The sequence below is a fragment of the Pseudomonas salomonii genome (genome assembly GCF_900107155.1).
Classification (GTDB): Bacteria; Pseudomonadota; Gammaproteobacteria; order Pseudomonadales; family Pseudomonadaceae; genus Aquipseudomonas; species Aquipseudomonas salomonii.
In genome coordinates, this window is the sequence record NZ_FNOX01000004.1 from 451,216 (window position 1) to 473,530 (window position 22,315).

Annotated in this window: 17 protein-coding genes and 1 pseudogene; 5 read left to right on the plus strand and 13 right to left on the minus strand. The window is 62.3% G+C overall.

All coding sequences use genetic code 11. The features are described from left to right. Positions 1–21: 21 nt before the first annotated feature. The 5 genes from cobG to BLV67_RS12085 all read left to right on the plus strand — a co-directional run bounded on the left by cobG (position 22) and on the right by BLV67_RS12085 (position 5,370). A complete protein-coding gene (gene cobG / locus BLV67_RS12065) occupies positions 22–1,368 on the plus strand; it encodes a precorrin-3B synthase (RefSeq protein WP_069786886.1) in 1,347 nt (448 codons plus the stop codon). Beyond that, positions 1,361–1,987, plus strand: a complete 627-nt coding sequence (locus tag BLV67_RS12070; protein ID WP_069786887.1) for a precorrin-8X methylmutase — start codon at positions 1,361–1,363, stop codon at positions 1,985–1,987. The genes cobG and BLV67_RS12070 overlap by 8 nt, the downstream gene beginning before the upstream one ends. After that, the gene (locus BLV67_RS12075; RefSeq protein WP_065930618.1) at positions 1,987–2,718 is read left to right on the plus strand and encodes a precorrin-2 C(20)-methyltransferase; all 732 of its coding nucleotides are present in this window, start codon (positions 1,987–1,989) and stop codon (positions 2,716–2,718) included. The genes BLV67_RS12070 and BLV67_RS12075 overlap by 1 nt, the downstream gene beginning before the upstream one ends. Further along, positions 2,718–4,355 (plus strand): precorrin-3B C(17)-methyltransferase, encoded by a 1,638-nt coding sequence (gene cobJ, locus BLV67_RS12080; RefSeq protein ID WP_065930617.1) that lies wholly within the window; start codon positions 2,718–2,720, stop codon positions 4,353–4,355. Before BLV67_RS12075 ends, cobJ begins: the two co-directional genes overlap by 1 nt. Positions 4,356–4,593: 238 nt before the next feature. Continuing rightward, entirely contained in the window at positions 4,594–5,370 is a 777-nt protein-coding gene (locus BLV67_RS12085; RefSeq protein ID WP_069786888.1) for a hypothetical protein, read from the plus strand. On the opposite strand, the gene BLV67_RS12090 is transcribed toward BLV67_RS12085, so the two are convergent. From BLV67_RS12090 to BLV67_RS12150, 13 genes and pseudogenes are all read right to left on the minus strand, one after another. Then, on the minus strand, positions 5,367–5,963 hold the full coding sequence (locus BLV67_RS12090) for a MarC family protein (protein ID WP_017136752.1): 597 nt from the start codon (positions 5,961–5,963) through the stop codon (positions 5,367–5,369). The two genes, BLV67_RS12085 and BLV67_RS12090, sit on opposite strands and share 4 nt — an antisense overlap. A 122-nt stretch (positions 5,964–6,085) precedes the next feature. Further along, positions 6,086–8,857 carry a hybrid sensor histidine kinase/response regulator gene (locus BLV67_RS12095; protein ID WP_069786889.1) on the minus strand — a complete coding sequence of 924 codons (2,772 nt, stop codon included), beginning with the start codon at positions 8,855–8,857 and terminating at the stop codon, positions 6,086–6,088. A gap of 115 nt (positions 8,858–8,972) precedes the next feature. Beyond that, positions 8,973–10,265 carry a phosphoribosylamine--glycine ligase gene (purD, locus tag BLV67_RS12100; RefSeq protein ID WP_058419482.1) on the minus strand — a complete coding sequence of 431 codons (1,293 nt, stop codon included), beginning with the start codon at positions 10,263–10,265 and terminating at the stop codon, positions 8,973–8,975. 125 nt (positions 10,266–10,390) lie between these two features. Continuing rightward, the gene (gene purH, locus BLV67_RS12105) at positions 10,391–11,998 is read right to left on the minus strand and encodes a bifunctional phosphoribosylaminoimidazolecarboxamide formyltransferase/IMP cyclohydrolase (RefSeq protein ID WP_065930614.1); all 1,608 of its coding nucleotides are present in this window, start codon (positions 11,996–11,998) and stop codon (positions 10,391–10,393) included. Positions 11,999–12,079: 81 nt separating this feature from the next. Continuing rightward, on the minus strand, positions 12,080–12,400 hold the full coding sequence (gene fis / locus BLV67_RS12110; protein ID WP_003221275.1) for a DNA-binding transcriptional regulator Fis: 321 nt from the start codon (positions 12,398–12,400) through the stop codon (positions 12,080–12,082). After that, a complete protein-coding gene (dusB, locus tag BLV67_RS12115; protein WP_056860459.1) occupies positions 12,397–13,410 on the minus strand; it encodes a tRNA dihydrouridine synthase DusB in 1,014 nt (337 codons plus the stop codon). Before dusB ends, fis begins: the two co-directional genes overlap by 4 nt. A 185-nt stretch (positions 13,411–13,595) precedes the next feature. Further along, positions 13,596–14,804: a DUF3426 domain-containing protein gene (locus BLV67_RS12120; protein WP_069786890.1), complete on the minus strand. Its 1,209-nt coding sequence runs from the start codon at positions 14,802–14,804 to the stop codon at positions 13,596–13,598. A gap of 30 nt (positions 14,805–14,834) precedes the next feature. After that, complete coding sequence (gene prmA / locus BLV67_RS12125; RefSeq protein WP_069786891.1) at positions 14,835–15,713, minus strand: 50S ribosomal protein L11 methyltransferase; 879 nt, start codon at positions 15,711–15,713, stop codon at positions 14,835–14,837. Between the two features lie 304 nt (positions 15,714–16,017). Further along, positions 16,018–17,379, minus strand: coding sequence for an acetyl-CoA carboxylase biotin carboxylase subunit (gene accC / locus BLV67_RS12130; RefSeq protein WP_017136745.1), 1,362 nt, complete (start codon positions 17,377–17,379; stop codon positions 16,018–16,020). 17 nt (positions 17,380–17,396) lie between these two features. Continuing rightward, the gene (accB, locus tag BLV67_RS12135) at positions 17,397–17,855 is read right to left on the minus strand and encodes an acetyl-CoA carboxylase biotin carboxyl carrier protein (RefSeq protein ID WP_065930611.1); all 459 of its coding nucleotides are present in this window, start codon (positions 17,853–17,855) and stop codon (positions 17,397–17,399) included. A gap of 24 nt (positions 17,856–17,879) precedes the next feature. Beyond that, complete coding sequence (aroQ, locus tag BLV67_RS12140) at positions 17,880–18,335, minus strand: type II 3-dehydroquinate dehydratase (protein ID WP_056860456.1); 456 nt, start codon at positions 18,333–18,335, stop codon at positions 17,880–17,882. Positions 18,336–18,607: 272 nt separating this feature from the next. Further along, positions 18,608–19,123: pseudogene (locus tag BLV67_RS33670) on the minus strand (methyl-accepting chemotaxis protein); the annotation flags it as partial. Positions 19,124–20,622: 1,499 nt separating this feature from the next. Continuing rightward, entirely contained in the window at positions 20,623–22,293 is a 1,671-nt protein-coding gene (locus BLV67_RS12150; protein WP_069786893.1) for a response regulator, read from the minus strand. Positions 22,294–22,315 lie beyond the last annotated feature (22 nt).

The window sequence follows — 22,315 nt, forward strand, 5'->3', positions numbered from 1 at the left end:
CATCCGACGGGCAGGCTTTTCATGCCGCCGGACAAAGCAGGCATAATACCGCGCCTTTACCCGTCAACCGGTAGCCCCGTGAACCCAACGTCTGCTCTGAATACCTTGCGCCCCTCGGCTTGTCCGGGGTTGCTGCGTATCGTCCAGGCGCTGGATGGCGGGATTTGCCGGATCAAATTGGCCGGCGGTTCTATCACCGCCGCCCAGGCGATTGCCGTGGCGGACGCGGCGCAGGCCTATGCGGGCGGGGTGATCGAAGCCACCAACCGCGCCAACCTGCAGATTCGCGGGATTGGCACCGAGCAGGATGCATTGATCGCGATGCTGCTGGCCACAGGGCTTGGCCCCAGCAACGCCGCCGGCGACGATGTGCGCAACCTGATGCTCAGCCCAAGCGCCGGTATAGACCCGCAGATGCTGTTCGACACCCGCCCACTGGCGGATCAGGTCCTCGCCACTCTGCAAAATCATCCACGCTTCCATGAATTGTCGGCCAAATTCGCCGTGCAACTCGATGGCGGTGAAGCCCTGGCGATGCTCGAGCATCACCATGATCTGTGGCTGTCGGCGTTTGAGCAGGCGGGCGAGACACTTTTGGCTTTCGGCCTGGCCGGTTGCCCAGGCTTGGATGCACCCTTGGCCGCTGTGCCGCTGGAGCAAGGCCATGCCCTGGTCGTGGCCGTGCTGGAAGCGTTTCTCGACCTGGCGACACCGACGCAAACCCGCATGCGTCATCTGGCTGTGGATAACTTACTGGCCCATCTGAGCCTGCCGTTACTGCCGGTGGGTGGGCTCAAGCGCCCGGCCAGCGGGGCTTTGTTGCACCTGGGCACTTATCCACAGCGGCAAAAAAACCTGTTCTACGTCGCCGCCGTTGCGCCGCTGGGGCGTCTGGACTCGAGCATGCTTAGAGGCGCCGCGCAGTTGGCCAGTGAGTTTGGCGACGGCACGTTGCGTTTCACGCCGTGGCAGGGCGTACTGCTGCCCAACCTTAACAACCATGGCGCCGTGACAGAAAGGTTGGAGCAATTGGGCTTCCTCTGTTCAGTCGACCAACCGCTGGCACGCATGATCGCCTGCACCGGCTCAAGCGGCTGCGGCAAAGGCCTGGCCGAGACCAAGGCCGATGCCCTGCAACTGGCCGCGCTGCAACCTGGCGCCGAGGTGCACCTGTCCGGCTGCCCACGCTCCTGCGCCGCCGCACACACCGCGCCGGTCACCTTGCTGGCGGTAAGCCCCGGCCACTACGACGTCTATTTTCGCGAGGCAGCCCAACCCGGTTTCGGCCGGCTGCACGCACGCACTCTTTCCATTGAAGCGGCGGGCGCCCTGTTACGCGGCCGCACACGGAGCAACACCGATGATTGATTACATCCGCGACGGTCAGGAGATCTATCGCAACTCCTTCGCCATTATTCGCGCGGAAGCCAAGTTGGAGCGCATCCCGGCCGACTTGGAAAAACTCGCGGTGCGGGTGATTCATGCCTGCGGCATGGTCGACGCCATCGACGGCCTGCAGTTCTCCGAAGGCGCAGGCAAGGCCGGGCGCGATGCGCTGGCGGCCGGCGCGCCGATTTTGTGTGATGCGCGCATGGTCTCCGAAGGCGTGACCCGCGCGCGCCTGCCGGCCAATAACCCGGTGATCTGCACCTTGCGCGACGACAGCGTGCCGGCGCTGGCGCGGGAGCTGGGCAACACCCGTTCGGCTGCCGCGCTGGAACTGTGGCGTCCGCACCTGGAAGGCAGCGTGGTGGTGATCGGCAACGCACCGACCGCGCTGTTCTACCTGCTGGAAATGCTCGACGCCGGCGCGCCGAAACCTGCGTTGATCCTCGGTTTTCCGGTGGGCTTTGTCGGCGCCGCTGAATCCAAGGCGATGCTGGCGGCCGACAGCCGTGGCGTGCCGTTTGTGATTATGCAAGGCCGCCTGGGCGGCAGTGCGATGGCCGCCGCAGCAGTCAACGCCTTGGCCACGGAGGTCGAATAATGCCGGCACGCGGACGTTTGATTGGTCTGGGCGTTGGTCCCGGTGACCCCGAACTGATCACCCTCAAGGCACTGCGCCTGCTGCGCGAGTCGCCGGTGGTGGCGTATTTCGTGGCCAAGGGCAAGAAAGGCAATGCTTTCGGCATTATCGAAGACCACTTGGTGGCACAGCAGACCTTGATGCCGCTGGTGTACCCGGTAACCACCGAAGTGCTGCCGGCACCGATGTCTTACGAGCAGATCATCAGCGACTTCTACGACAACGCCAGCCTCGACGTGGCCGCGCACCTGGACGCTGGCCGTGATGTGGCGGTGATCTGCGAAGGCGATCCGTTCTTCTACGGCTCCTACATGTACCTGCACGACCGTTTGGCCGAGCGCTATGAAGCCGAGGTTATCCCCGGCGTCTGCTCAATGCTCGGTGGCGCCTCGGTGCTCGGCGCGCCGCTGGTGTATCGCAATCAGAGTTTGTCGGTGCTCTCCGGCGTGCTGCCCCACGACGACCTCAAACGTCGGCTGGCGGATGCCGATGCGGCGGTGATCATGAAGCTGGGGCGTAATTTCCCCAAGGTGCGCCAGGTGCTGCAAGAGCTCGGCTTGGCCGAACGTGCGCTCTACGTTGAGCGTGCAACCATGGCTAATCAGAAAATAGTGCCGCTGGATCAGGTCGACCCGGCGTCTTCGCCGTACTTCTCGCTGATCATCGTGCCGGGCGAAAGGTGGCAAGGTTGATGCGTCCGGCGATTGTGATTCTCGGCCAGGGCAGCCTGGCGACGGCGCGCAAGATCGCGCAGGTTTACCCTGGCGCGCTGATCCACGGCTTGGCCGGGCGGGTTGAAGGGGCGGACCAGGCTTACAGTGAATTCGGCGCGACCCTGCGTCAGCTTTACCAACAAGGCACGCCCCTGATTGCCCTGTGTGCTGCGGGTATCGTGATCCGCACGCTGGCGCCGCTGCTGCTGGAAAAAGGCGAAGAGCCCGCCGTGTTGGCCGTGGCTGAAGATGGCAGCGCCGTGGTGCCGTTGCTCGGCGGCCTGGGCGGTGTGAACCTGATGGCGCGAGAGATTGGCGCGGCACTGGGCGTCGCTGCGGCGATCACCACCAGCGGCGAGCTGCGTTTTGGCACTTGCCTGCTCAACCCGCCTGCGGGTTATGCGTTGGCGGACCTGGAACTGGGCAAGCGGTTTGTCTCGGACCTGCTGGCCGGCGAAAGCGTGCGCATCGAAGGTGTGGCGCCTTGGCTGGACCAGGCGAATTTGCCGCAGGATCAGCATGCACGTCTGGCGATTCACGTGGGCAGTGCCGAGCGCATGCCGGCAGCCAATGAATTGCTGATTTATCCGAAGACGGTGTGTGTCACCTGTAAGCCAGGGGTGGATTTGGCTGGGCGGGTACGAGCGGCTTTGCATGACGCGGGCATCGCCGTGCAATCCCTGGCCTGCCTGTTGGCCAGCGACACGCAGATGGCCGACGCCTCGTTGCAGCAAGCTGCATTGGCGCTGGGTGTGCCGTTGCGTTTTGCACAGGTGGCGCAAGACGCGGACATCGTGATCACCGTGGCAGAGCAACCGCTGGACCTGTCGCACGTCGGCCGTGCCCGTGGCCGCCTTGCCGTGATCGGCCTGGGCCCTGGCGCGGCCGAGTTGATGGTGCCGGCGGTGAAGGCCGAGCTGGCGCGTTGCACCGATGTGCTGGGTTACGAAACCTATGTGCGCATGGCCGGGCCGTTCCGCGACGATCAGGTGCAACACTGCACCGACAACCGCGAAGAAATGCAGCGCGCTCGCCATGCCTTCGAGTTGGCCGCCCAGGGCCGTTCGGTGGTGGTGGTGTCGTCTGGCGACCCTGGCGTATTTGCCATGGCGGCGGCGGTGCTTGAGGCCTTGCATGAATCCAGCGACCCGGCCTGGCATCAGGTCGAACTGGAGATCCTGCCGGGCGTCTCAGCCTCGCTGGCCACGGCCGCGCAGGCGGGTGCGCCATTGGGGCATGACTTCTGTGTGATGTCGCTGTCGGACAACCTCAAGCCCTGGTCGATCATTGAAAAACGCCTGGACCTCGCGTCCCAGGCCGACCTGGCGCTAGCGTTCTACAACCCGATCTCGCGTTCGCGGCCGTGGCAATTGGGGCGCGCCCTGGAAATCGTCGCGTTGCACCGCACGCCCGAAACACCGGTGGTGCTGGGACGTGATATTGGCCGCCCGGGCCAGACCCTGCGTGTCACTACGCTGGGGCAGTTGACGCCTGAGCAAGTGGATATGCGCACCATGGTGCTGATCGGCTCGTCCACCACCTGCGTATTCCCCCGCACCGGTGGCGGCGAATGGGTGTACACGCCGCGCTGGTACGGCGAGAAACCGGCGTCCTGAAAACAGCCCGCGACAGGTAAGAAAGCTCCGAGTAACGCTGGGTGAAAACCTGCTGTTGTTCGGGGCTTTTTCTTTTTTTGTCGATGAAAAAAGGAAGGTCTACCGGTATGCCGCGTTATTGCTGGGGGACGTTTTTTCGACGCGTGCGCCAAGCGATGTTTGTCGTCTGGAAAGCGCGCCAGCGGCTGGACTAGTGTGAAGACAAGCCCCATGTGGGGTGCTTGTGGAGAACTGAAAAATGGAGCGACATCACAAAAGGATCATCAGTGCTAAAAGGCGCAAGTTGATTGCCGCCTACAAGCTGCCGGGGGCGCCGGGAGCCAAGCGCCCGGCGCCGCTGGACGCGGAAGATGACAGCAATGCCGCCGTGGTGAACAACGGCGTGATCTCGTTTATCGAGGGCATGTCGGCGCTGAACCGTGAATACATCCGTAAAAGCTACCTGCTGGCCAGCAGTTATGTGAGTGATGTGTTGAAGGTTCAACGAGGCAGCGAGGCGTGGTATGACGAATTTATCAAGGTGATGGTCAGCCTGGGCTGGTTGCCGGTGCGCAGCGCTTTTGAGCGGGTCTCAAGCTCCGGAAAAGGCCTGACGGTGCAAGTGGCGGCGCTGAATATCATTGCCGCGCTGGCGGCGGCCTCACTGGCAGGGCCATTGCTGGCGGCGCTGCCGAAACTGGCGGCGGATGCGTTGCAGGCCTTGAAGCAACAACCTGCGTCGTTTGAGCTGTTCAAGCGCAACAGCACGGTGCACCAGGGCGGCGATTTCGGCCTGGCGTCCTGTGCTGAAACGGGCGGTGAACTGATGATGGTGCTGGCGACTTACAGCACCCACGGTGTGAGCAAACAGATGGGCCTGCCGTTTCTGGAGTGGGACAGCTCTTCGGTCGAGGCTTTCAGCGGCCAGACTTGCCTGGTGCTCAATACCTCAGTGGTCAACGAAAAAACCATCCAGCTGATGCGCGAGAGCGCCGGTGACAAGGTGCAACTGGCGATCGCGAAGTACCGGATTTAAGGCACCAGGTAACCGCGCACACCGGTAAAGATGATCTGCGCGGCCAACGCACACACGAACAACCCCATCAACCGACTGACAATCTGCAAGCCCTGGTCACCCAGTATGCGTTCGATACGGTTGGACAAATACAGCACCACACCGACCGTGAAGCTGGCCAGGGCAATGCTGACGATTGCCATGAACTTGTCATCCCAGTGGGGCTGGCTCACGCCCATCACCAACAGCGCACCGATGGTGCCGGGGCCGACCGTGAGCGGGATGGTCAGCGGTACGATGGTCACGTCCTGCTGCACATTGTCGGTCTGCACCGCGGACTTGCCCTGGGCCATGCCCAGCGCCGAGATAAACAGCACGCTGCCGGCGCCGATGCGAAAGGCATCCACGGTGATGCCGAACACACTGAAAATCACCCGGCCGAACAGGTAGAGCAACACGCTCGACACCAGCGTGGCCAACGCGACCTTCCAGGCCAGGCGCCGCCGCTCTTTACTGGAGTAGCCACGGGTCAGGCTGATAAAGCAGGACAGCACAAAGAACGGGCTGTAGAGCACCAGCATTTTCAGGTAGACGCTGAATAACACGTGGAGCATGGGCGCGGCTCGCGGGCGGGGGAGGTGGGGAGAGTCTATCAGGCGACGCAGATCAAATGTGGGAGCTGGCTTGTTGTGGCAAGCCTGCTCGCCACAGTAGCCTGCTCCCACGTGTTCCAGGTTCAAGACGGGGCGTGTTCGGGGCGTTGCTGACGCTGCGCCACCCAAAACTCCACCAGCTCACGCAACTGCGACAATTCCACCGGCTTGGCCATATGCCCATCCATGCCGGCCTGGCGTGCGCGTTCTTTATGTTCCGAGAGGATGTGCGCCGTAAGCGCCACCACCGGCGTGCGGATACGTTGGTGGCTGACTTCCCACGCACGCAACTGCTGGGTCGCGGAGAAACCATCGAGGATCGGCATTTCGCAGTCCATCAACACCAGGTCATAACGCTGGGCCTTCATCGCCTCCAACGCTTCTTCGCCGTTGCTGGCGGTGTCCGGGTTGAGGTTGAGCTTGCCGAGCATGCCGCGAATCACTTTGGTGGAGATGCTGTTGTCTTCAGCCACCAGGATCTTGAAATCACTCGGCACGGTCACTGCTGCCGGCGCGTTGAGCACAGGGCGCGGCGCAATTGCGCCTTTGCTGCGCTGAGTCAGTTCGTCGGCCAGGGTGGTCTTGAGTGTGTAGCCGGCCACCGGCTTGGCGAGGATGCGTTTGATCCCGCAGTTGCGCGCGATGATCTTGCTCGGCGCATTGCTGATGCCGGTGAGCATGATCAGCAGGATGTCGTGGTTCAGGCTCGGGTCTTCCTTGATCTTCGCCGCCAGTTGCATGCCGGTCATGCCGGGCATGTTCTGGTCCAGCAGCACCACGTCGAAGTAGTCGCGCAGGTGCGCTTTGGTGCGCAGCAGCGCCAGGGCTTCTTTGCCGGACGGCACGGCACTGACGTTCAGGCCCCAGGCGGTGCATTGCTGCACCAGCACTTTGCGGCAGGTGTCGTTGTCATCGACCACCAGCACACGCGCGCCTTTGAGCGGCCCGTCGAGGTCGGAGGTCGGGTGTTCCAGGCGTTCCGGGTCCAGTGGCAGGGTCAGCCAGAGGGTGCTGCCCTGGTGGCTGCCGCTCTTGATGCCGAACTCGCCGTTCATCAACAGGATCAACTGGCGGGCGATGACCAGGCCCAGGTGGCCGCTCAGGCGCGTGGCCGAGAGGAAGTTCTTGCTGTGCAGTTCGCTGTGCAGCAGCGCGTCGCGTTCGGCGGCGTCCATCGGCAGGCCGCTGTCTTGCACGGCGATGCGCAGGCGCGGCTTGGTGCTGCGTTCGTCGAGGGCGACCACGATCAGCACTTCGCCTTCATCGGTTTTTTGCAGGGCGTTTTCCAGCAGGCTCAACAGCGCCTGGCGCAGGCGTGTGGGGTCGCCGCTGATCACGCGGGGCACCTGCGGCTGGATAAAGCTGATCAGTTCGACGTTCTGCTGCTCGGCCTTGGCGCGGAAGATACTCAAGCAGTCATCGATCAGCGCGTTGAGGTCAAATTGCACATCGTCCAGTTCGATCTGCCCGGACTCGAGCTTGGAGATATCGAGGATCTCGTTGATCAGCGTCAGCAGTTCATTGCCGGCGCTGTGGATGGTCTGCACATAGTCACGCTGCTTCACCGACAGCGGCGTGCCCAACAGCAACTCGGTCATGCCCAGCACGCCGTTCATGGGGGTGCGGATTTCGTGGCTGATCTTGGCCAGGAATTCGGCCTTGGCGGCGATCTCGGCGTTGCTGGCTGCCAGGTCGCGGCTGAGGCTGAAGCGTGCTTCGACAATGGCGCGCTGGCGTTCGCCCAGGGCCAGGCTCATCAGCAGGCCGCTCAGGCAGATAAAGCTCAGCAGGGTCACGATCAGGCCTTGCGGCGCCACCAGCGTCAGTCCCAGCAGGGCGGGCAGGATGATCAGGGTGCCGATGTTGAACACCACCATCGCCACCACAAACAAGCGCGCCGGCCGGTAGCCTTTCTGCCAGTGGTAGGCCGAGACAAACAACATGCTCAAGCCCGCCAGGGCGACCAGCGCATAGGTGATGATGTTCAGCGGCAAGGTGTTGACGAACAACAGCAGCAGGCCACACAGCACGATCAGCAGGATGTCGGCCATCAACAGCTTGTTCAGCGGGTGCGGGCCCAAGGGCATGAAGAAGCGGTAGGCAAACATCAACCCGCACGGTGCAGTCAGCAGCAGCGCGAGGTAGGCGCCCGGGGTTTGTACCGCGTGCCAGTTCGGCAGCCACGGCCCCACCAGGTTGAGCAACAGCGCCAGGCTCAGCACCAACAGCACTTCGCAGGCCGCCAGCCACAGGCTGCTGCGCGAACGGTGATAGGCGAAGCGTGTAAGGTTGTGCAGGATCAGCATCAACAGGCAGCCGAACAGCAGGCCGTAGATCAACGTCTGGGTCTGGTCGGCGGCGGCGAGCACGGCCGGTTCCAGGGTGATGTAGGGGCGCAGTTCGTGTTCCGAGACCAGACGCAGGTACACCTCAAGGGGCTTCTGGCTCTGGGGCATCGGCAGCATGAAATCGCTGCTGGGCAGCGGGCGTTCCGCCTGGGGCTGGCGCGTGCCGGTGCTTTGCTGCTCCACCAGCATGTCGCCGTCGAGCACATACAGGTTCAGGTGCGAGAGGTCCGGGGCGAATACGCGCAGCACTTGTTCGTGCTTGCCGGGTTGCAGCTTGAAACGTACCCACAACGCACCGTCCGGCTGCGCAGCGGTAATCCGGTCGAGTTCGATGGGGCTGAATTGATTGGTGTAGCGGGCGGAGCGGATGTCGCTCAGCTGCAGGTCGGCCTGTTCATCAAGCAATACTGCCCAGCCACTGCCTTGTGCGGCGGCCTGGGCCGGGAACAAGCAGAGCAGGGTCAGCAAGCTGACGGTAAAACCTATGGCGATCCTGAGCCAGCGCACGGCGAAATCCCTTCGTAGGTTGATGCACGGGTTAACTATGCGCGGGGCGACATGGGTACGGCAAGGGCCAGAGGCCCTTACCTAGCCGAACGGATAGCTACGCAAGCGTAGCTGTTCAGTTGTTCTCGCCGCGTTCACGGGCAATGGCGCGATAGCCGATGTCCGTGCGGTAGAAGCAACCTTTCCAGTCGATTTTGGCGGCCAGTTTGTACGCCTGCTGTTGCGCGGCGTCGACACTGGCACCCATTGCGGTGGCACACAATACACGGCCACCTGCGGTTACAACTTTGCCGTCCTTGAGCGCGGTGCCCGCATGGAACACCTTGCCTTCCAGCGTAGCAGCCGCGTCCAGGCCTTCAATGATATCGCCCTTGGCGTAGTCGGCAGGGTAACCACCGGCCGCCAGTACGATGCCGACGCTCGGGCGCGGATCCCACTGTGCTTCAACCTTGTCCAAGGCCTGGGCCAGAGCGGCTTCCACCAGCAGCACCAGGCTCGATTGCAGACGCAGCATCACCGGTTGGGTTTCCGGGTCGCCGAAGCGGCAGTTGAACTCGATCACTTTCGGGTTGCCGGCTTTGTCGATCATCAGGCCTGCGTAGAGGAACCCGGTGTACACATTGCCTTCGTCGGCCATGCCGCGCACGGTTGGCCAGATCACCAGGTCCATCACGCGCTTGTGCACGTCTGCGGTGACGACCGGAGCAGGGGAGTAGGCACCCATGCCGCCGGTGTTCGGGCCGCTGTCGCCATCGCCAACCCGTTTGTGGTCCTGGCTGGTGGCCATCGGCAATACGTTTTTGCCATCGACCATCACGATGAAGCTGGCTTCTTCGCCGTCGAGGAACTCCTCGATCACTACACGCGAGCCTGCATCACCAAACGCGTTACCGGCGAGCATGTCGCGCACGGCGTCTTCGGCTTCCTGCAAGGTCATGGCGACGATCACGCCTTTACCGGCGGCCAGGCCGTCGGCCTTGATCACGATCGGTGCGCCTTTTTCACGCAGGTAAGCCAGGGCCGGCTCGATCTCGGTGAAGTTCTGGTAGTCGGCCGTCGGGATCTTGTGGCGCGCCAGGAAGTCCTTGGTAAAGGCTTTCGAACCTTCCAGTTGGGCGGCTCCGGCGGTAGGGCCGAAGCAGTCCAGGCCACGGCTGCGGAACAGGTCCACAACGCCGGCAACCAGTGGTACTTCCGGGCCGACGATGGTCAGGGACACATTCTTTTCAGCAAAATCGGCCAGTTGCTCAAGGGCCAGCACGTCGATAGCGACGTTTTCGCACTTGGCTTCAATGGCGGTGCCGGCGTTGCCGGGGGCGACGAAAACCTTCTGGACGCGTGGGTCCTGGGCAACTTTCCAGGCCAGGGCGTGTTCACGGCCACCGCTGCCAATGATCAAAACATTCATTTCAAAAACCTCGTTAGGATGATCGTTCCCACGCTCTGCGTGGGAATGCCTTTACGGACGCTCTGCGTCCGAGGGACGCGGAGCGTCCCTGGCTGCGTTCCCACGCGGAGCGTGGGAACGATCAATCAGTGGCGGAAGTGGCGCATGCCGGTGAAGACCATCGCGATGCCCGCTTCATCAGCGGCCGCGATCACTTCAGCATCACGCATCGAGCCACCCGGTTGGATCACGGCGGTCACACCGGCTTTCGCGGCGTTGTCCAGGCCATCACGGAACGGGAAGAACGCGTCGGAAGCCATCACCGAACCCACAACCTGCAAGCCTGCGTGCTCGGCCTTGATCGCGGCGATACGCGCCGAGTTCACGCGGCTCATCTGGCCGGCGCCGACACCGATGGTCTGGCGGTTCTTGGCGTAGACAATGGCGTTGGACTTAACGTACTTGGCCACTTTCCAGGCGAAGATCAGGTCGTTGATCTCTTGCTCGGTCGGCGCGCGTTTGGTCACGACTTTGAGGTCTTCGCTGCCGATCATGCCGATGTCGCGGCTCTGCACCAGCAAGCCACCGTTGACACGCTTGTAGTCCCAGGCAGCGGCGCGGTCAGCCGACCACTCGCCGCAGGCCAGCAGGCGCACGTTGGCTTTGGCGGCGACGATGGCGCGCGCTTCTTCACTGACGGAAGGGGCAATGATCACTTCAACGAATTGGCGCTCAACGATCGCCTTGGCGGTCTCGGCGTCCAGTTCGCGGTTGAAGGCAATGATGCCGCCAAACGCGGATTCAGTGTCGGTGGCGTAGGCCAGTTCGTAGGCCTGGCGAATCCCGCCTTCAGCGTCCGGGCTTACGGCCACGCCGCACGGGTTGGCGTGCTTGACGATCACGCAGGCCGGCTTGACGAAGCTCTTCACACATTCCAGCGCAGCGTCGGTGTCGGCCACGTTGTTGTAGGACAGTTCTTTACCTTGCAGCTGGGTCGCGGTGGCGATGCCGACTTCGGCAGGCTTGGCCTCAACGTAGAACGCCGCGCTTTGGTGCGGGTTCTCGCCGTAGCGCATTTCCTGGGCCTTGATGAACTGGCTGTTGAAGGTGCGCGGGAACTGGCTGCGGCCTTCGGTGCTCAGGGTTTCAGCCGCTTGATTCACGGTGCCCATGTAGTTGGCGATCATGCCGTCGTAGGCAGCAGTGTGTTCGAACGCCTTGAGCATCAGGTCGAAACGCTGGGCGTAGGTCAGGCCGCCGGCTTTCAGGCTTTCCAGTACGTTGGCGTAGTCGCCGGCGTTCACCACGATGGCCACGTCTTTGTGGTTCTTGGCTGCCGAGCGCACCATGGTCGGGCCGCCGATATCGATGTTCTCGATGGCGGTCGGCAGGTCGCAGCCTGGCTTGTTGATGGTGGCTTCGAACGGGTAAAGGTTAACGGCCACCAGGTCGATCGGCTTGATGCCGTGTTCGCTCATGATGGCGTCGTCGATACCGCGACGACCGAGGATCCCGCCGTGAATTTTCGGGTGCAGGGTCTTGACCCGACCGTCCATCATTTCCGCGAAACCGGTGTAGTCCGCGACTTCTACTGCGGCCACGCCGTTGTCCTGCAGCAGTTTGAAGGTCCCGCCTGTGGAGAGGATTTCCACGCCAAGGGCTTCCAGCTCCCGGGCAAATTCGAGGATCCCGGTCTTGTCGGAGACACTGATCAAGGCGCGGCGGATCGGCAGGCGGGTGGTCTGGTCGGTCATTTCAATTTCCATCAAAAGCAAAGGAGTCAGCAAAAAAGGCGACCGTTTTTACGCGGGCGCCTTTCTGGTTTGATTGAATGCTTACAGCAAATCGTACTGCTTGAGCTTTTTGCGCAAGGTGCCACGGTTGAGGCCCAGCAGCTCACTGGCTTTGGTCTGGTTGCCCTTGACGTAGTTCATCACGCTTTCGAGCAACGGCGCCTCGACTTCGGAGAGCACCAGGTTGTACACGTCCGTGACGGAAGCGCCCTCAAGGTGGGCGAAATAATTGTGCAGCGCCTTCTCGACACTCCCACGAAGGGTCTGACCTTCTTCGCTCGGCGTGTTGAGGTGCTGTTTCAAATTGACGTTGTCGCTCACGGGTGCTGTTCCACTCACTAAAGTCTCGGTCATCATCGTCATGCGGCCACCCCCTCTCCATCCCCTGTTCCCAGGCTCTTGTCACGTTCGGCGAAGAACTCACGAACGGTGGCGACCTGTGCCTGCGTTTCATCCAAACGATTGAACTGAGCGCGGAATTCCTTGGCGCCCGGCAAGGTGGCGAGATACCAGCCGACATGCTTGCGGGCAATGCGTACTCCCATCACGTCTCCATAGAAGGCGTGCAGGGCGGCCAGATGCTCTAGCAGAATACGTTCCACCTCGATCAACTCCGGTGCCGGCAAGACGTCGCCGGTACGCAGAAAATGTTCGATCTCACGAAAAATCCATGGCCGCCCCTGGGCGGCCCGGCCAATCAACAAGCCATCGGCACCGGTGGCGTGCAGCACGCGCCGGGCTTTCTCGGCTGAGTCGATATCGCCATTGGCAAAGACCGGCATCGACACCGCCTGCTTGATCGCGGCAATGGTGTCGTACTCGGCTTCACCGGTGTAAAGGTCGGCGCGGGTGCGGCCATGCACCGCCAGCGCTGTAATCCCGGCCTGTTCAGCGATCTTCGCCACTGTCAGGCCATTTTTGTTGTCCCGGTCCCAGCCGGTACGAATCTTCAGGGTGACCGGCACATCCACTGCGGCGACAACGGCCTGCAGGATCTCGGCTACCAACTGCTCATCTTTCAACAATGCGGAACCGGCGGCCTTGTTGCAGACCTTCTTGGCCGGGCAGCCCATGTTGATGTCGATGATCTGTGCGCCCAACTCCACGTTGGCTCGGGCCGCATCCGCCAGCATTTGCGCATCACCCCCGGCGATCTGCACCGAGCGGGGCTCGGGATCACCTTCGTGGATCATGCGCATCCGCGATTTGCGGGTGTTCCACAAGCTCATGTCGCTGGTGACCATTTCAGAGACTACTAGACCCGCGCCCAAACGCTTGCACAGCTGACGAAAGGGCTGGTCGGTGACGCCCGCCATCGGGGCGAGGATCAAGCCGTTTGGCAATGTGTATGGGCCGATGCGTACCGCCGACATAGGACTTCCCTGTTGTGGGGCCGGATCATTAGAGTTCGAAAAAGGGTTGGCATGATACCCGCTCTCGATGACTGGATAAAGGCTGAATTGGATAAAATCTGAACAGTTATTTCTTTATCGCCGCTGGTTTGGTTGCGCAGCGCAAAGTCAATAATTTGCCGTCAAACCTCGGAGCCTGAGCCGGCTCACTCGGGCGAGTGAAAACTCAGGCTGTAATTCACGGCTTTATTGCCTGGGTCAAGGATGTCCAGGGAAATGTGGATCGGTGTCTGCGATGGCATTTCGCTCACGCCGGCCAATTCACCGCTCAGGTATTCGCCGGGCTTGAAGCGGCGACTGGCGATCAGACTGCCGTTCATGTCGGCAAAACGCAGTTCCAGCAACGGGAAGGGCTGGGAGAACGTTGCCCGGTTATAGATGATCGCATCCACCACCAGCGCCCCGGCAAACTCCGGGTTGCTGCGCACCACCAGGTTGCTGCTCTTGATATGGGCGATATCGACCCGCGATGGCACCGTGCAACCCAGTGACGGGCACAGCTGCTGGAACCATGGGCGGTAGGCATCCTGGCGGGCCAGGTCGTCGAATTGATAAGCGATGTACTGGCCTGCCAGGCCGGCGGCGGCGATCAGCACCAGCAGCATCCAGATCAGGCGGCGGCCCCAGCCGGATGGACGCTTTTGTGCGTAAAGGTGCAGCGGGTCGTCTTCCAGGTCCTGGAGCACGTCATCGTGAACACTCACCTCGGGGCGCGGGCGTTTGCGACGCGGTTGCGGGCGATCGTCGGGTTCCGGTTCGTCCAGGGCCTGGGTCAAGGGCGTGAACGGCGGGTCGATATCGTCATCTTCAACGTGGGGTGCTGAGCGCAGTGGCGGTTCATCGTCGATGTCGTCAAGGCGAAACGACATGGAGGGTTCGGTGCGCTGACGTGTCGCAGGGGCCGGTTCCGGCTCGTCCTCGGGCGCTGGGGTGCGTTCCTCGGGCGGTTCACTGAACAGGCTGGCGGCCCACTGTTCTTCTTCGGCCTTGGCGGTGCCGCGGGTGGCGCTCAGGGCATCTTCCGGCTGGCGACGGTCGGCGGGTGCCTGGCGACGCTCCAGCTTGGCCAGTTCTTCATCCAGGTCCAGGTTGTCCAGGTCCAGTTCTTCGGCGTTCCACTGCTTCTGGCTGATGGCCCGTGGGGCCTCGGCGCTCGGCTCGGCGGCTTTCTCGGCGGCGGCCGGCTGCTCAGGCGCAGGCGCCTGGCCGCGCTGCTCCAGCAACTGGCGAGCGGCGTTGAACACTTGCAGGCACGAGCCACAGCGCACCACGCCACGGGCCACACTCAGTTGTGCGTGGCTGACGCGAAAACGGGCTTGGCAGTGTGGGCACTGGGTGACGAAACTGTCGGTCATGCGGCCATCCGATTCAGGCAAGCGCTCATTCTAGCGCCGACGACCACTGATGCGTACCCAGCCATCACGGTTGGCGATCGGGTCCAGCTCGAAATCCTTGGCGTAGGCAGCGGCCACGTCTTCGCCTTGCTCGGCGAGGATGCCCGACAGCGCCAGGCGGCCGCCCGGCTTGACCAGGCTCGACAGCTGAGGCGCCAACGACACCAGCGGGCCGGCGAGGATATTGGCCACCAGCACATCGGCCTGCACCTGGGGCAAATCTTGTGGCAGGTAGAGTGGGAATTTGCCTTCAGCAATGTTATTGCGCCCGGCGTTGTCTCGGGAAGCTTCCAGGGCTTGCACGTCGATATCGGTGCCGACGGCTTCCTTGGCGCCCAACAGCAGCGCGGCAATCGCCAGAATCCCCGAGCCGCAGCCAAAGTCCAGGACGTTGCAGTCGCTCAGGTCCTGGCCGTCCAGCCATTCCAGGCACAGCGCGGTGGTAGGGTGAGTACCCGTGCCGAACGCCAGGCCCGGGTCCAGCAGCAGGTTGACGGCATTCGGCTCAGGCGCGGCGTGCCAGCTTGGCACGATCCACAGGCGCTGGCCGAAACGCATCGGTTGGAAGTTGTCCATCCAGCTGCGTTCCCAGTCCTGGTCTTCGATTACTTCGCTGTGATGCTCCGGCAGCGGGCTGCCAGTGAGCAATTGCATATGGGCCAGCACGGCGGCGGCATCGGTGCCGTCTTCGAACAGGGCCAGCAGGTGGGTGTGGGACCACAGCGGCGTGGTGTTGAGTTCCGGTTCGAAGATCGGCTGGTCTTCGGCATCCATGAAGGTCACCGACACGGCGCCGACTTCAAGGAAAGCGTCTTCGTAGGTTTCGGCTTGTTCTGGGCTGATGGCGAGACGGACTTGCAGCCAAGGCATGGCGGGCACCTTTGAAAAAATGAGTGTGCGACGGCAGGGTCGCGAAAGCGCGCAAGTTTACGCGAGCGGCGAGTTTGTGGCGAGCGGGCTTGTGTGGGAGCTGGCTTGCCTGCGATGCAGTCGCCGCGGTCTGTCTATGGCGATCGTTCCCACGCTCCGCGTGGGAATGCCGCCCAGGACGCTCTGCGTCCGTGACGCGGAGCGTCACAAGATGCATTCCCATGCGGAGCGTGGGAACGAGCATAAGAACAGGTGTGCCACAAACAACAAAGCCGCCCGAAGGCGGCTTTGTTGGGTGGAGCACTTACTGGTTGGCCAGCTTGTGTTCCAGGTAGTGAATGTTCACACCACCTTCGCAGAAGCCTTCATCGCGGACCAGATCCCGATGCAGCGGGATGTTGGTCTTGATGCCGTCAACCACGATTTCGTCCAGGGCATTGCGCATACGGGCCATGGCCTCGTCGCGGGTGGCGCCCCAGGTGATCAGCTTGCCGATCAGCGAGTCGTAGTTGGACGGAACCTTGTAGCCGCTGTACAGGTGCGAATCCACACGCACGCCGTTGCCGCCCGGCGCGTGGAAATGCTTGACCAGGCCAGGGCTTGGGATAAAGGTTTTCGGGTCTTCGGCGTTGATCCGGCACTCCAGGGAGTGGCCGTGGATCTTCACGTCGTCCTGGGTGAAGGACAGCACGTTGCCGGCGGCGATGCTCAGCATCTCCTTGACGATGTCGATACCGGTGACCATCTCCGAAACCGGATGCTCTACCTGCACACGAGTGTTCATCTCGATGAAGTAGAAGCGGCCGTTCTCGTAGAGGAACTCAAAGGTACCGGCGCCACGGTAATTGATGTCGATGCACGCCTTGACGCAGCGAGCCAGGACTTCCTGGCGCGCGGTTTCGTCCAGGCCCGGTGCCGGTGCTTCTTCCAGCACCTTCTGGTGACGACGTTGCAGCGAGCAATCGCGGTCGCCCAGGTGGATGGCGTGGCCCTGGCCGTCGGACAGTACCTGCACTTCCACGTGACGTGGGTTGGTCAGGTACTTCTCCAGGTAGACCATCGGGTTGCCGAACCAGGCAGCCGCTTCGGAGCGGGTCTGCTTGGCAGCTTCGATCAGGTCTTCTTCCTTGTGCACCACACGCATGCCGCGACCACCACCGCCACCGGCGGCCTTGATGATCACCGGGTAACCGACTTCGCGACCAATGCGCAGGGCGGTTGCCTCGTCTTCCGGCAGTGGGCCGTCGGAACCTGGAACGGTTGGCACGCCGGCTGCGATCATGGCGTCCTTGGCCGACACCTTGTCGCCCATCAGGCGAATGGTTTCGGCTTTAGGGCCGATGAAGGCGAAGCCGGATTTTTCCACCTGTTCGGCGAAATCGGCGTTTTCCGCGAGGAAGCCGTAGCCTGGGTGGATGCCATCAGCGCCGGTCACTTCAGCGGCTGCGATGATGTTCGAGACTTTCAGGTACGAGTTCGTGGCCAGTGGCGGGCCGATGCAAATGCTTTCGTCCGCCAGTTTCACGTGCATCAATTCGGTATCGGCCGTCGAGTAAACAGCGACGGTCTTGATGCCCTCTTCCTTACAGGCGCGCAGGATACGCAGCGCGATCTCGCCGCGGTTGGCGATCAGGACTTTTTGCAGTTTCTTCGCAGGTTTCAACATCGAAGGCGCTCCGCGGTTCAAACGATGGTGAACAGCGGCTGGTCGTACTCAACCGGCTGACCGTTTTCTACCAGGATGGATTCGATGACGCCGGCTTTTTCAGCCGTGATGTGGTTCATCATTTTCATCGCTTCAACGATGCAGATGGTGTCGCCCACTTTCACGGTTGCGCCGACTTCAACGAAGGCTGGCGAGGTCGGTGCCGGGGTGCGGTAGAAGGTACCGACCATTGGCGACTTGACCACGAAGCCGTTCAGCGCAGGCGCGGCCGGGGCGGCCGGTGCAGCAGCAGCCGGGGCGGCGGCAGGTGCGGCAGCCGGAGCAGGTGCTTGCATCTGTGGCGCGTAGAACTGTTGAGCCGGGGTCTTGCTGTGGCGGCTGATCCGTACGGATTCTTCGCCTTCCTTGATTTCCAGCTCGTCGATACCGGATTCTTCCAGCAGTTCGATCAGTTTCTTAACTTTACGGATATCCATGAATCATCAACTCCCAAGGGTCGGTCAGGGGCGCTTGGCCGGTTGTTCAAGTTGTTCCAGGGCGGCCTCCAGGGCCAGTCGGTAACCGCTGGCGCCAAGGCCGCAGATCACACCTACCGCTACGTCGGAGAAGTAGGAGTGATGGCGGAAAGCTTCGCGTTTGTGCACGTTCGACAAATGCACTTCGATAAATGGGATGCTCACCGCCAGCAGCGCGTCACGTAATGCAACACTTGTATGCGTAAAAGCGGCGGGATTGATCAGGATAAAGTCCACGCCTTCGCCACGCGCGGCATGGATGCGATCAATCAATTCGTACTCGGCATTGCTTTGCAGGTACAGCAAATGGTGGCCGGCTTCACGCGCCCGGCGTTCCAGATCAAGGTTGATCTGTTCCAGGGTCACCGCCCCGTAGACGCCCGGTTCGCGGGTGCCAAGCAGGTTCAGGTTGGGTCCGTGAAGAACCAGAAAGGTCGCCATCGGCTGTTCCTTGTTATTGATGTGGGTGCGTCAGAACCCGGCGACTATGCCGCAAAGCCTTTGTGACTGTCCAGTTCTATGCAGTAGGCGGCACGATTAGCGATGATTGCACAAAATTTGTGACTGTGAGGCTGGATTTGGTCAGTGATTGATCGTTCCCACGCTCCGCGTGGGAATGCCGCCCCGGACGCTCCGCGTCCCGCTCTGAAGTCGTGACGCGGAGCGTCACAGGATGCATGACCACGCAGAGCGTGGGCACGATCTCGATCGCATTAGACGCGAAACGCCTGCACCGCAGTGTTCAGCTGCCCACCCAGTTCCAGCAAATGCTCACCCTGGCTACGTCCTTGGCCGATGCGCAGCAAATTATCCTCGCCCAGCTGGTGAATCCGCTCGCTGTTGTCACGAATCTCACTGACGGCGCCACTCTGCTGCGCGGTCACATCGGCGATGCGCACGGCAGTGTCGGAGATGGTCTGGATCGCCCCGACGATTTCATCCAGCGCGCCGTCGGCCGCCTGGGCCTGCTGGGCGGTGGCCTCGGCGTGTTCGACCTGGGCGCGCATGCCCTGCACCGACTGATGGGCGGCGCTTTGCAGGCCGGTGATCAACCCCTGGATTTCAGCAGTGGCGCCCGCCGTGCGTTGGGCCAGGGTGCGCACTTCGTCAGCCACCACGGCAAACCCGCGCCCGGCTTCCCCGGCGCGGGCCGCCTCGATGGCGGCGTTGAGGGCCAGCAGGTTGGTCTGGTCGGCAATCGAGCGAATCACGGTGAGCACGCCGCCGATGGTGGCGGATTCTTCCGCGAGTTTCTCGATCATCTGGGCGTTTTGCTGCACTTCACCCACCAGCGCATGCAAGCCGGTGAGGCTCAGGCCGATCACCCGTTGGCCTTGTTCCACGGCCAGGCCCGCACTGCGGCTGGCACCCGCAGCTTGGCTGGCGTCGCCGGCCACTTGCTGGATGGTGGCTTCCAGCTCGCCCAAAGAGTCGCGGATCTGTGCGGTATCACCCGCTTGGCGCTGCGCACCATCATGCAAGCCACTGCTCAGCTCGGCCAGGGCGCGACTGCTACCGGCGACTTCTTCGGCATTCCCGCGAATGGTGCCCACCAGGGCCACCAGATACGCGCGCAAGCGGTTCAGCGAGGCTTCAATATCGTGCAGTTCGCGGTTGGTCTTGCCCAACGCAATCGGCTGGCTGAAATCACCTTCGGCCCAGGTCGACAGCGCCGGCGCAAGGTTGGTCAGCACCCGCGCCAGGCGCCGTTGCAGGGTGTCGATCAGCAGGGCAATCAACAGGATCAGGCCGATCATCACGCCTTGCAGCAGGCGGACTTCACCCTGGATCCTGGCGTGTTGGGCGCGCACCACCGGCTCCAGGCCGGAGATGGCCTGTTGCACGGCGGCGATTTTCAGGTGGGTCGCGGCGGCCAGTGCGGTGCGTTGCTGGATTTGCTCGCGGGTACGCTGGAGTTCGGCGGGGTAGCGGGTCAACAGGCTGTTGAGTTCGCGCTTGAGGTCGACGCCAGTGTCCTGGGCTTCGGTTTTTGTGGTGTTTTCAAGGCCCATCATGGCGGAAAAATCATCGGCGCCGGATTCGCTGCTGGCCTTGACGCCCAGCAATGGCAATGCGGCCAACAGGTCCGCCTGGGTACGGATACTGGCGACTTCGCGTTCCACGTCATCGGCCAACTCCGCGCGCCCGCTGCTGACCAGCTTGTCGCGGGCCAGGGACAGTTTGCCCAGGTGCTGGGACGCAGCCAGCAACGGCGGCAGGTAGCGAGCGGCGTCCGGTGCGTTGGCGCCCGTGGCGTATTGGCTCAGTTGCTCCAGGTTCGCGCCCAGCTCACGTTCGGCTTGCAGCAACAGGGCTTGCGGGTCACCCGCCAGTTTGCCGGCGGCGAGCAGCTCGGTTTTGCTGAAGGTATCCAGATCCACCAGGCTGGGGCGCAGGTTTTGCGCAAGGTCTTGCGGCAACTCGTCCAGATGCTGCAACAGGCTTTCCAGGCTTTGACTGGCGCTGCTCAAGCGCAGGGCATCGCCGCTGGACAGGTAGTCGTCAATGTTGCGCGCGGCCTGGTTCTGAAAGGTCTGCGACAGGCTCAGGTAGCGTTCCATCAGCAGATAAGGCCGTTCCAGTGCGCGTTGCGACCACCAAAGCGTGGCCCCAAGGGCCAGGCACACGGCCACCAGCAGAAGGGTATTGAGATTGGTCAGCAGCTTCAGGCGCATGCGTGGTTTCAACCGACAGCAAAAGATAAGTGCCTGAAGTTATTGCGTTTTCATTACAAAGTTATGACGGATTCGGTGAATTCCGGTGAAAAGGTGGCACTTTGCTTTGATGTGCGCGCGGCTTGCACGCGGTTGCGTCCTGCGTTCTTGGCGCGGTACAGCGCCTCGTCGGCCTGGGCAGCCATCATCAGGCTGTCGGAATCGTCGCACAGCTCCACCAGCCCGGCGCTGAAGGTGCACCACAAATCCTGCGGCTGGGCCGGGTAGTGAATTTCGGCAAAGCGCCCACGGATTTCGTCCAGCACCTTGCAGGCCGATTCCAGGTCGGTGTCGGGCATCACAATGGCGAACTCTTCGCCGCCGTAGCGGCCGATGTAGTCGGTCTTGCGCAGGCGCTGCTTGAGAAACAGCGCCAGGCTCTTGATGACGCGGTCGCCCATGGGGTGGCCGTGGCTGTCATTGACGCGCTTGAAGTGGTCGATGTCGAGCATTGCAAAGCTCAGCGGCTTGTTCTCGCGGCGGGCGCGGAAGCTGCAGTCTTCGAGCAATTGCAGGATGTGAGTGTGGTTGTACAGCCCGGTCAGGCTGTCGCGTACCATCCGCGCCTTGAGGTTGCGCGCCCGCGCCGCGCGGTTGCGCACGGTGGTGATCAGGTGGCGCGGCTTGATCGGCTTGGTGAGGAAGTCGTCGCCGCCTTCGCTCATGGCGTCCAGTTGTTTATCCAGATCGTCTTCGGCCGACAGGTAGATGATCGGCACACTGACGTAACGGTCGTTGTGGCGAATCACCTTGGCCAGCTCGGTGCCGGTACAGGCGGGCATATACATGTCGAGGATGATCAGGTCCGGCTGGAAATCCGCCAGTTCGGCCATGGCCTGGATCGGTTCGATCAAGGTGCGCGTGACGATGCCGGCGCTGTTGAGCAGGCGCTCGGTGTGCAGCGCCTGGGCCCGTGAGTCATCGATGATCAGTACTTTATAGGGTTCGTACTGCGCGACGCAGGTCAGCACTTCGATCTTTTCCAAGAGGCTCGACGCTTCCAGGGTGCCGGTGAGGAACTCCTGGCCACCGGCGCGCACCGCGGCCAGGCGCGTTGGCGTGTCGGTTTCATGCAGGCTGAAAAACAGCAGCGGCAGCTTTTGCTCGAGGCCTTCCTGGGCTTCGGCGGCCAGCTTGAGGCCCAGGCCCGCGCCGCAGAAGTCCACATCCATCACGATCGCCGAGGGCAGGCGCTCGGCCAGGGAGGCGCGAAACGCCGCCACACTGTCCAGGGACTGGGCGCTCATGCCGAAGAATTCCAGTTGCTTGGCCAGGCGTTCGGCGCGGTCGTGATCGGCGAGCATCACGTAGATGGGCTTGCGCATCGGTGGCAGAAAGGTTTGTTCCAACTGGTCGCCCTGACGCAGGCCGGTGCGGGACAGGCGTTGCATCAGGCGGTTGAGTTCGGTGATGACCTGGCTGCTCAGGCGGCCGCGATTTTCGTCCACCACCTTGAGCGATTCGCCGATGTGCCGCGCCAGTTGGCCGTGTTCCGGCTGTTCGAAACGCTCGGCAAAGCGCAGCAGGCGCAGGTTGGCTTCGCTGAGTTCGGACAAGTCGGTATTCGACCATTCGCTGCGTTGCAGGCGTTGCCAGATCTCAAGAATTTGACGTGCCTGATGAATTACCCGCTGGGCAAAATGGTGCTTGAGACGCTCACGGCTGGGGTCTTCTGGCTCGGTCATATCCTGACTACTAGTGAGGGTG

Coding starts and splice junctions, on each gene's coding strand:
- cobG (WP_069786886.1), top strand. CDS start 22: ATGCCGCCGGACAAAGCAGGCATAATACCGCGCCTTTACCCGTCAACC.
- BLV67_RS12070 (WP_069786887.1), top strand. CDS start 1,361: ATGATTGATTACATCCGCGACGGTCAGGAGATCTATCGCAACTCCTTC.
- BLV67_RS12075 (WP_065930618.1), top strand. CDS start 1,987: ATGCCGGCACGCGGACGTTTGATTGGTCTGGGCGTTGGTCCCGGTGAC.
- cobJ (WP_065930617.1), top strand. CDS start 2,718: ATGCGTCCGGCGATTGTGATTCTCGGCCAGGGCAGCCTGGCGACGGCG.
- BLV67_RS12085 (WP_069786888.1), top strand. CDS start 4,594: ATGGAGCGACATCACAAAAGGATCATCAGTGCTAAAAGGCGCAAGTTG.
- BLV67_RS12090 (WP_017136752.1), bottom strand. CDS start 5,963: ATGCTCCACGTGTTATTCAGCGTCTACCTGAAAATGCTGGTGCTCTAC.
- purD (WP_058419482.1), bottom strand. CDS start 10,265: ATGAATGTTTTGATCATTGGCAGCGGTGGCCGTGAACACGCCCTGGCC.
- purH (WP_065930614.1), bottom strand. CDS start 11,998: ATGACCGACCAGACCACCCGCCTGCCGATCCGCCGCGCCTTGATCAGT.
- fis (WP_003221275.1), bottom strand. CDS start 12,400: ATGACGATGATGACCGAGACTTTAGTGAGTGGAACAGCACCCGTGAGC.
- dusB (WP_056860459.1), bottom strand. CDS start 13,410: ATGTCGGCGGTACGCATCGGCCCATACACATTGCCAAACGGCTTGATC.
- BLV67_RS12120 (WP_069786890.1), bottom strand. CDS start 14,804: ATGACCGACAGTTTCGTCACCCAGTGCCCACACTGCCAAGCCCGTTTT.
- prmA (WP_069786891.1), bottom strand. CDS start 15,713: ATGCCTTGGCTGCAAGTCCGTCTCGCCATCAGCCCAGAACAAGCCGAA.
- accC (WP_017136745.1), bottom strand. CDS start 17,379: ATGTTGAAACCTGCGAAGAAACTGCAAAAAGTCCTGATCGCCAACCGC.
- accB (WP_065930611.1), bottom strand. CDS start 17,855: ATGGATATCCGTAAAGTTAAGAAACTGATCGAACTGCTGGAAGAATCC.
- aroQ (WP_056860456.1), bottom strand. CDS start 18,335: ATGGCGACCTTTCTGGTTCTTCACGGACCCAACCTGAACCTGCTTGGC.
- BLV67_RS12150 (WP_069786893.1), bottom strand. CDS start 22,293: ATGACCGAGCCAGAAGACCCCAGCCGTGAGCGTCTCAAGCACCATTTT.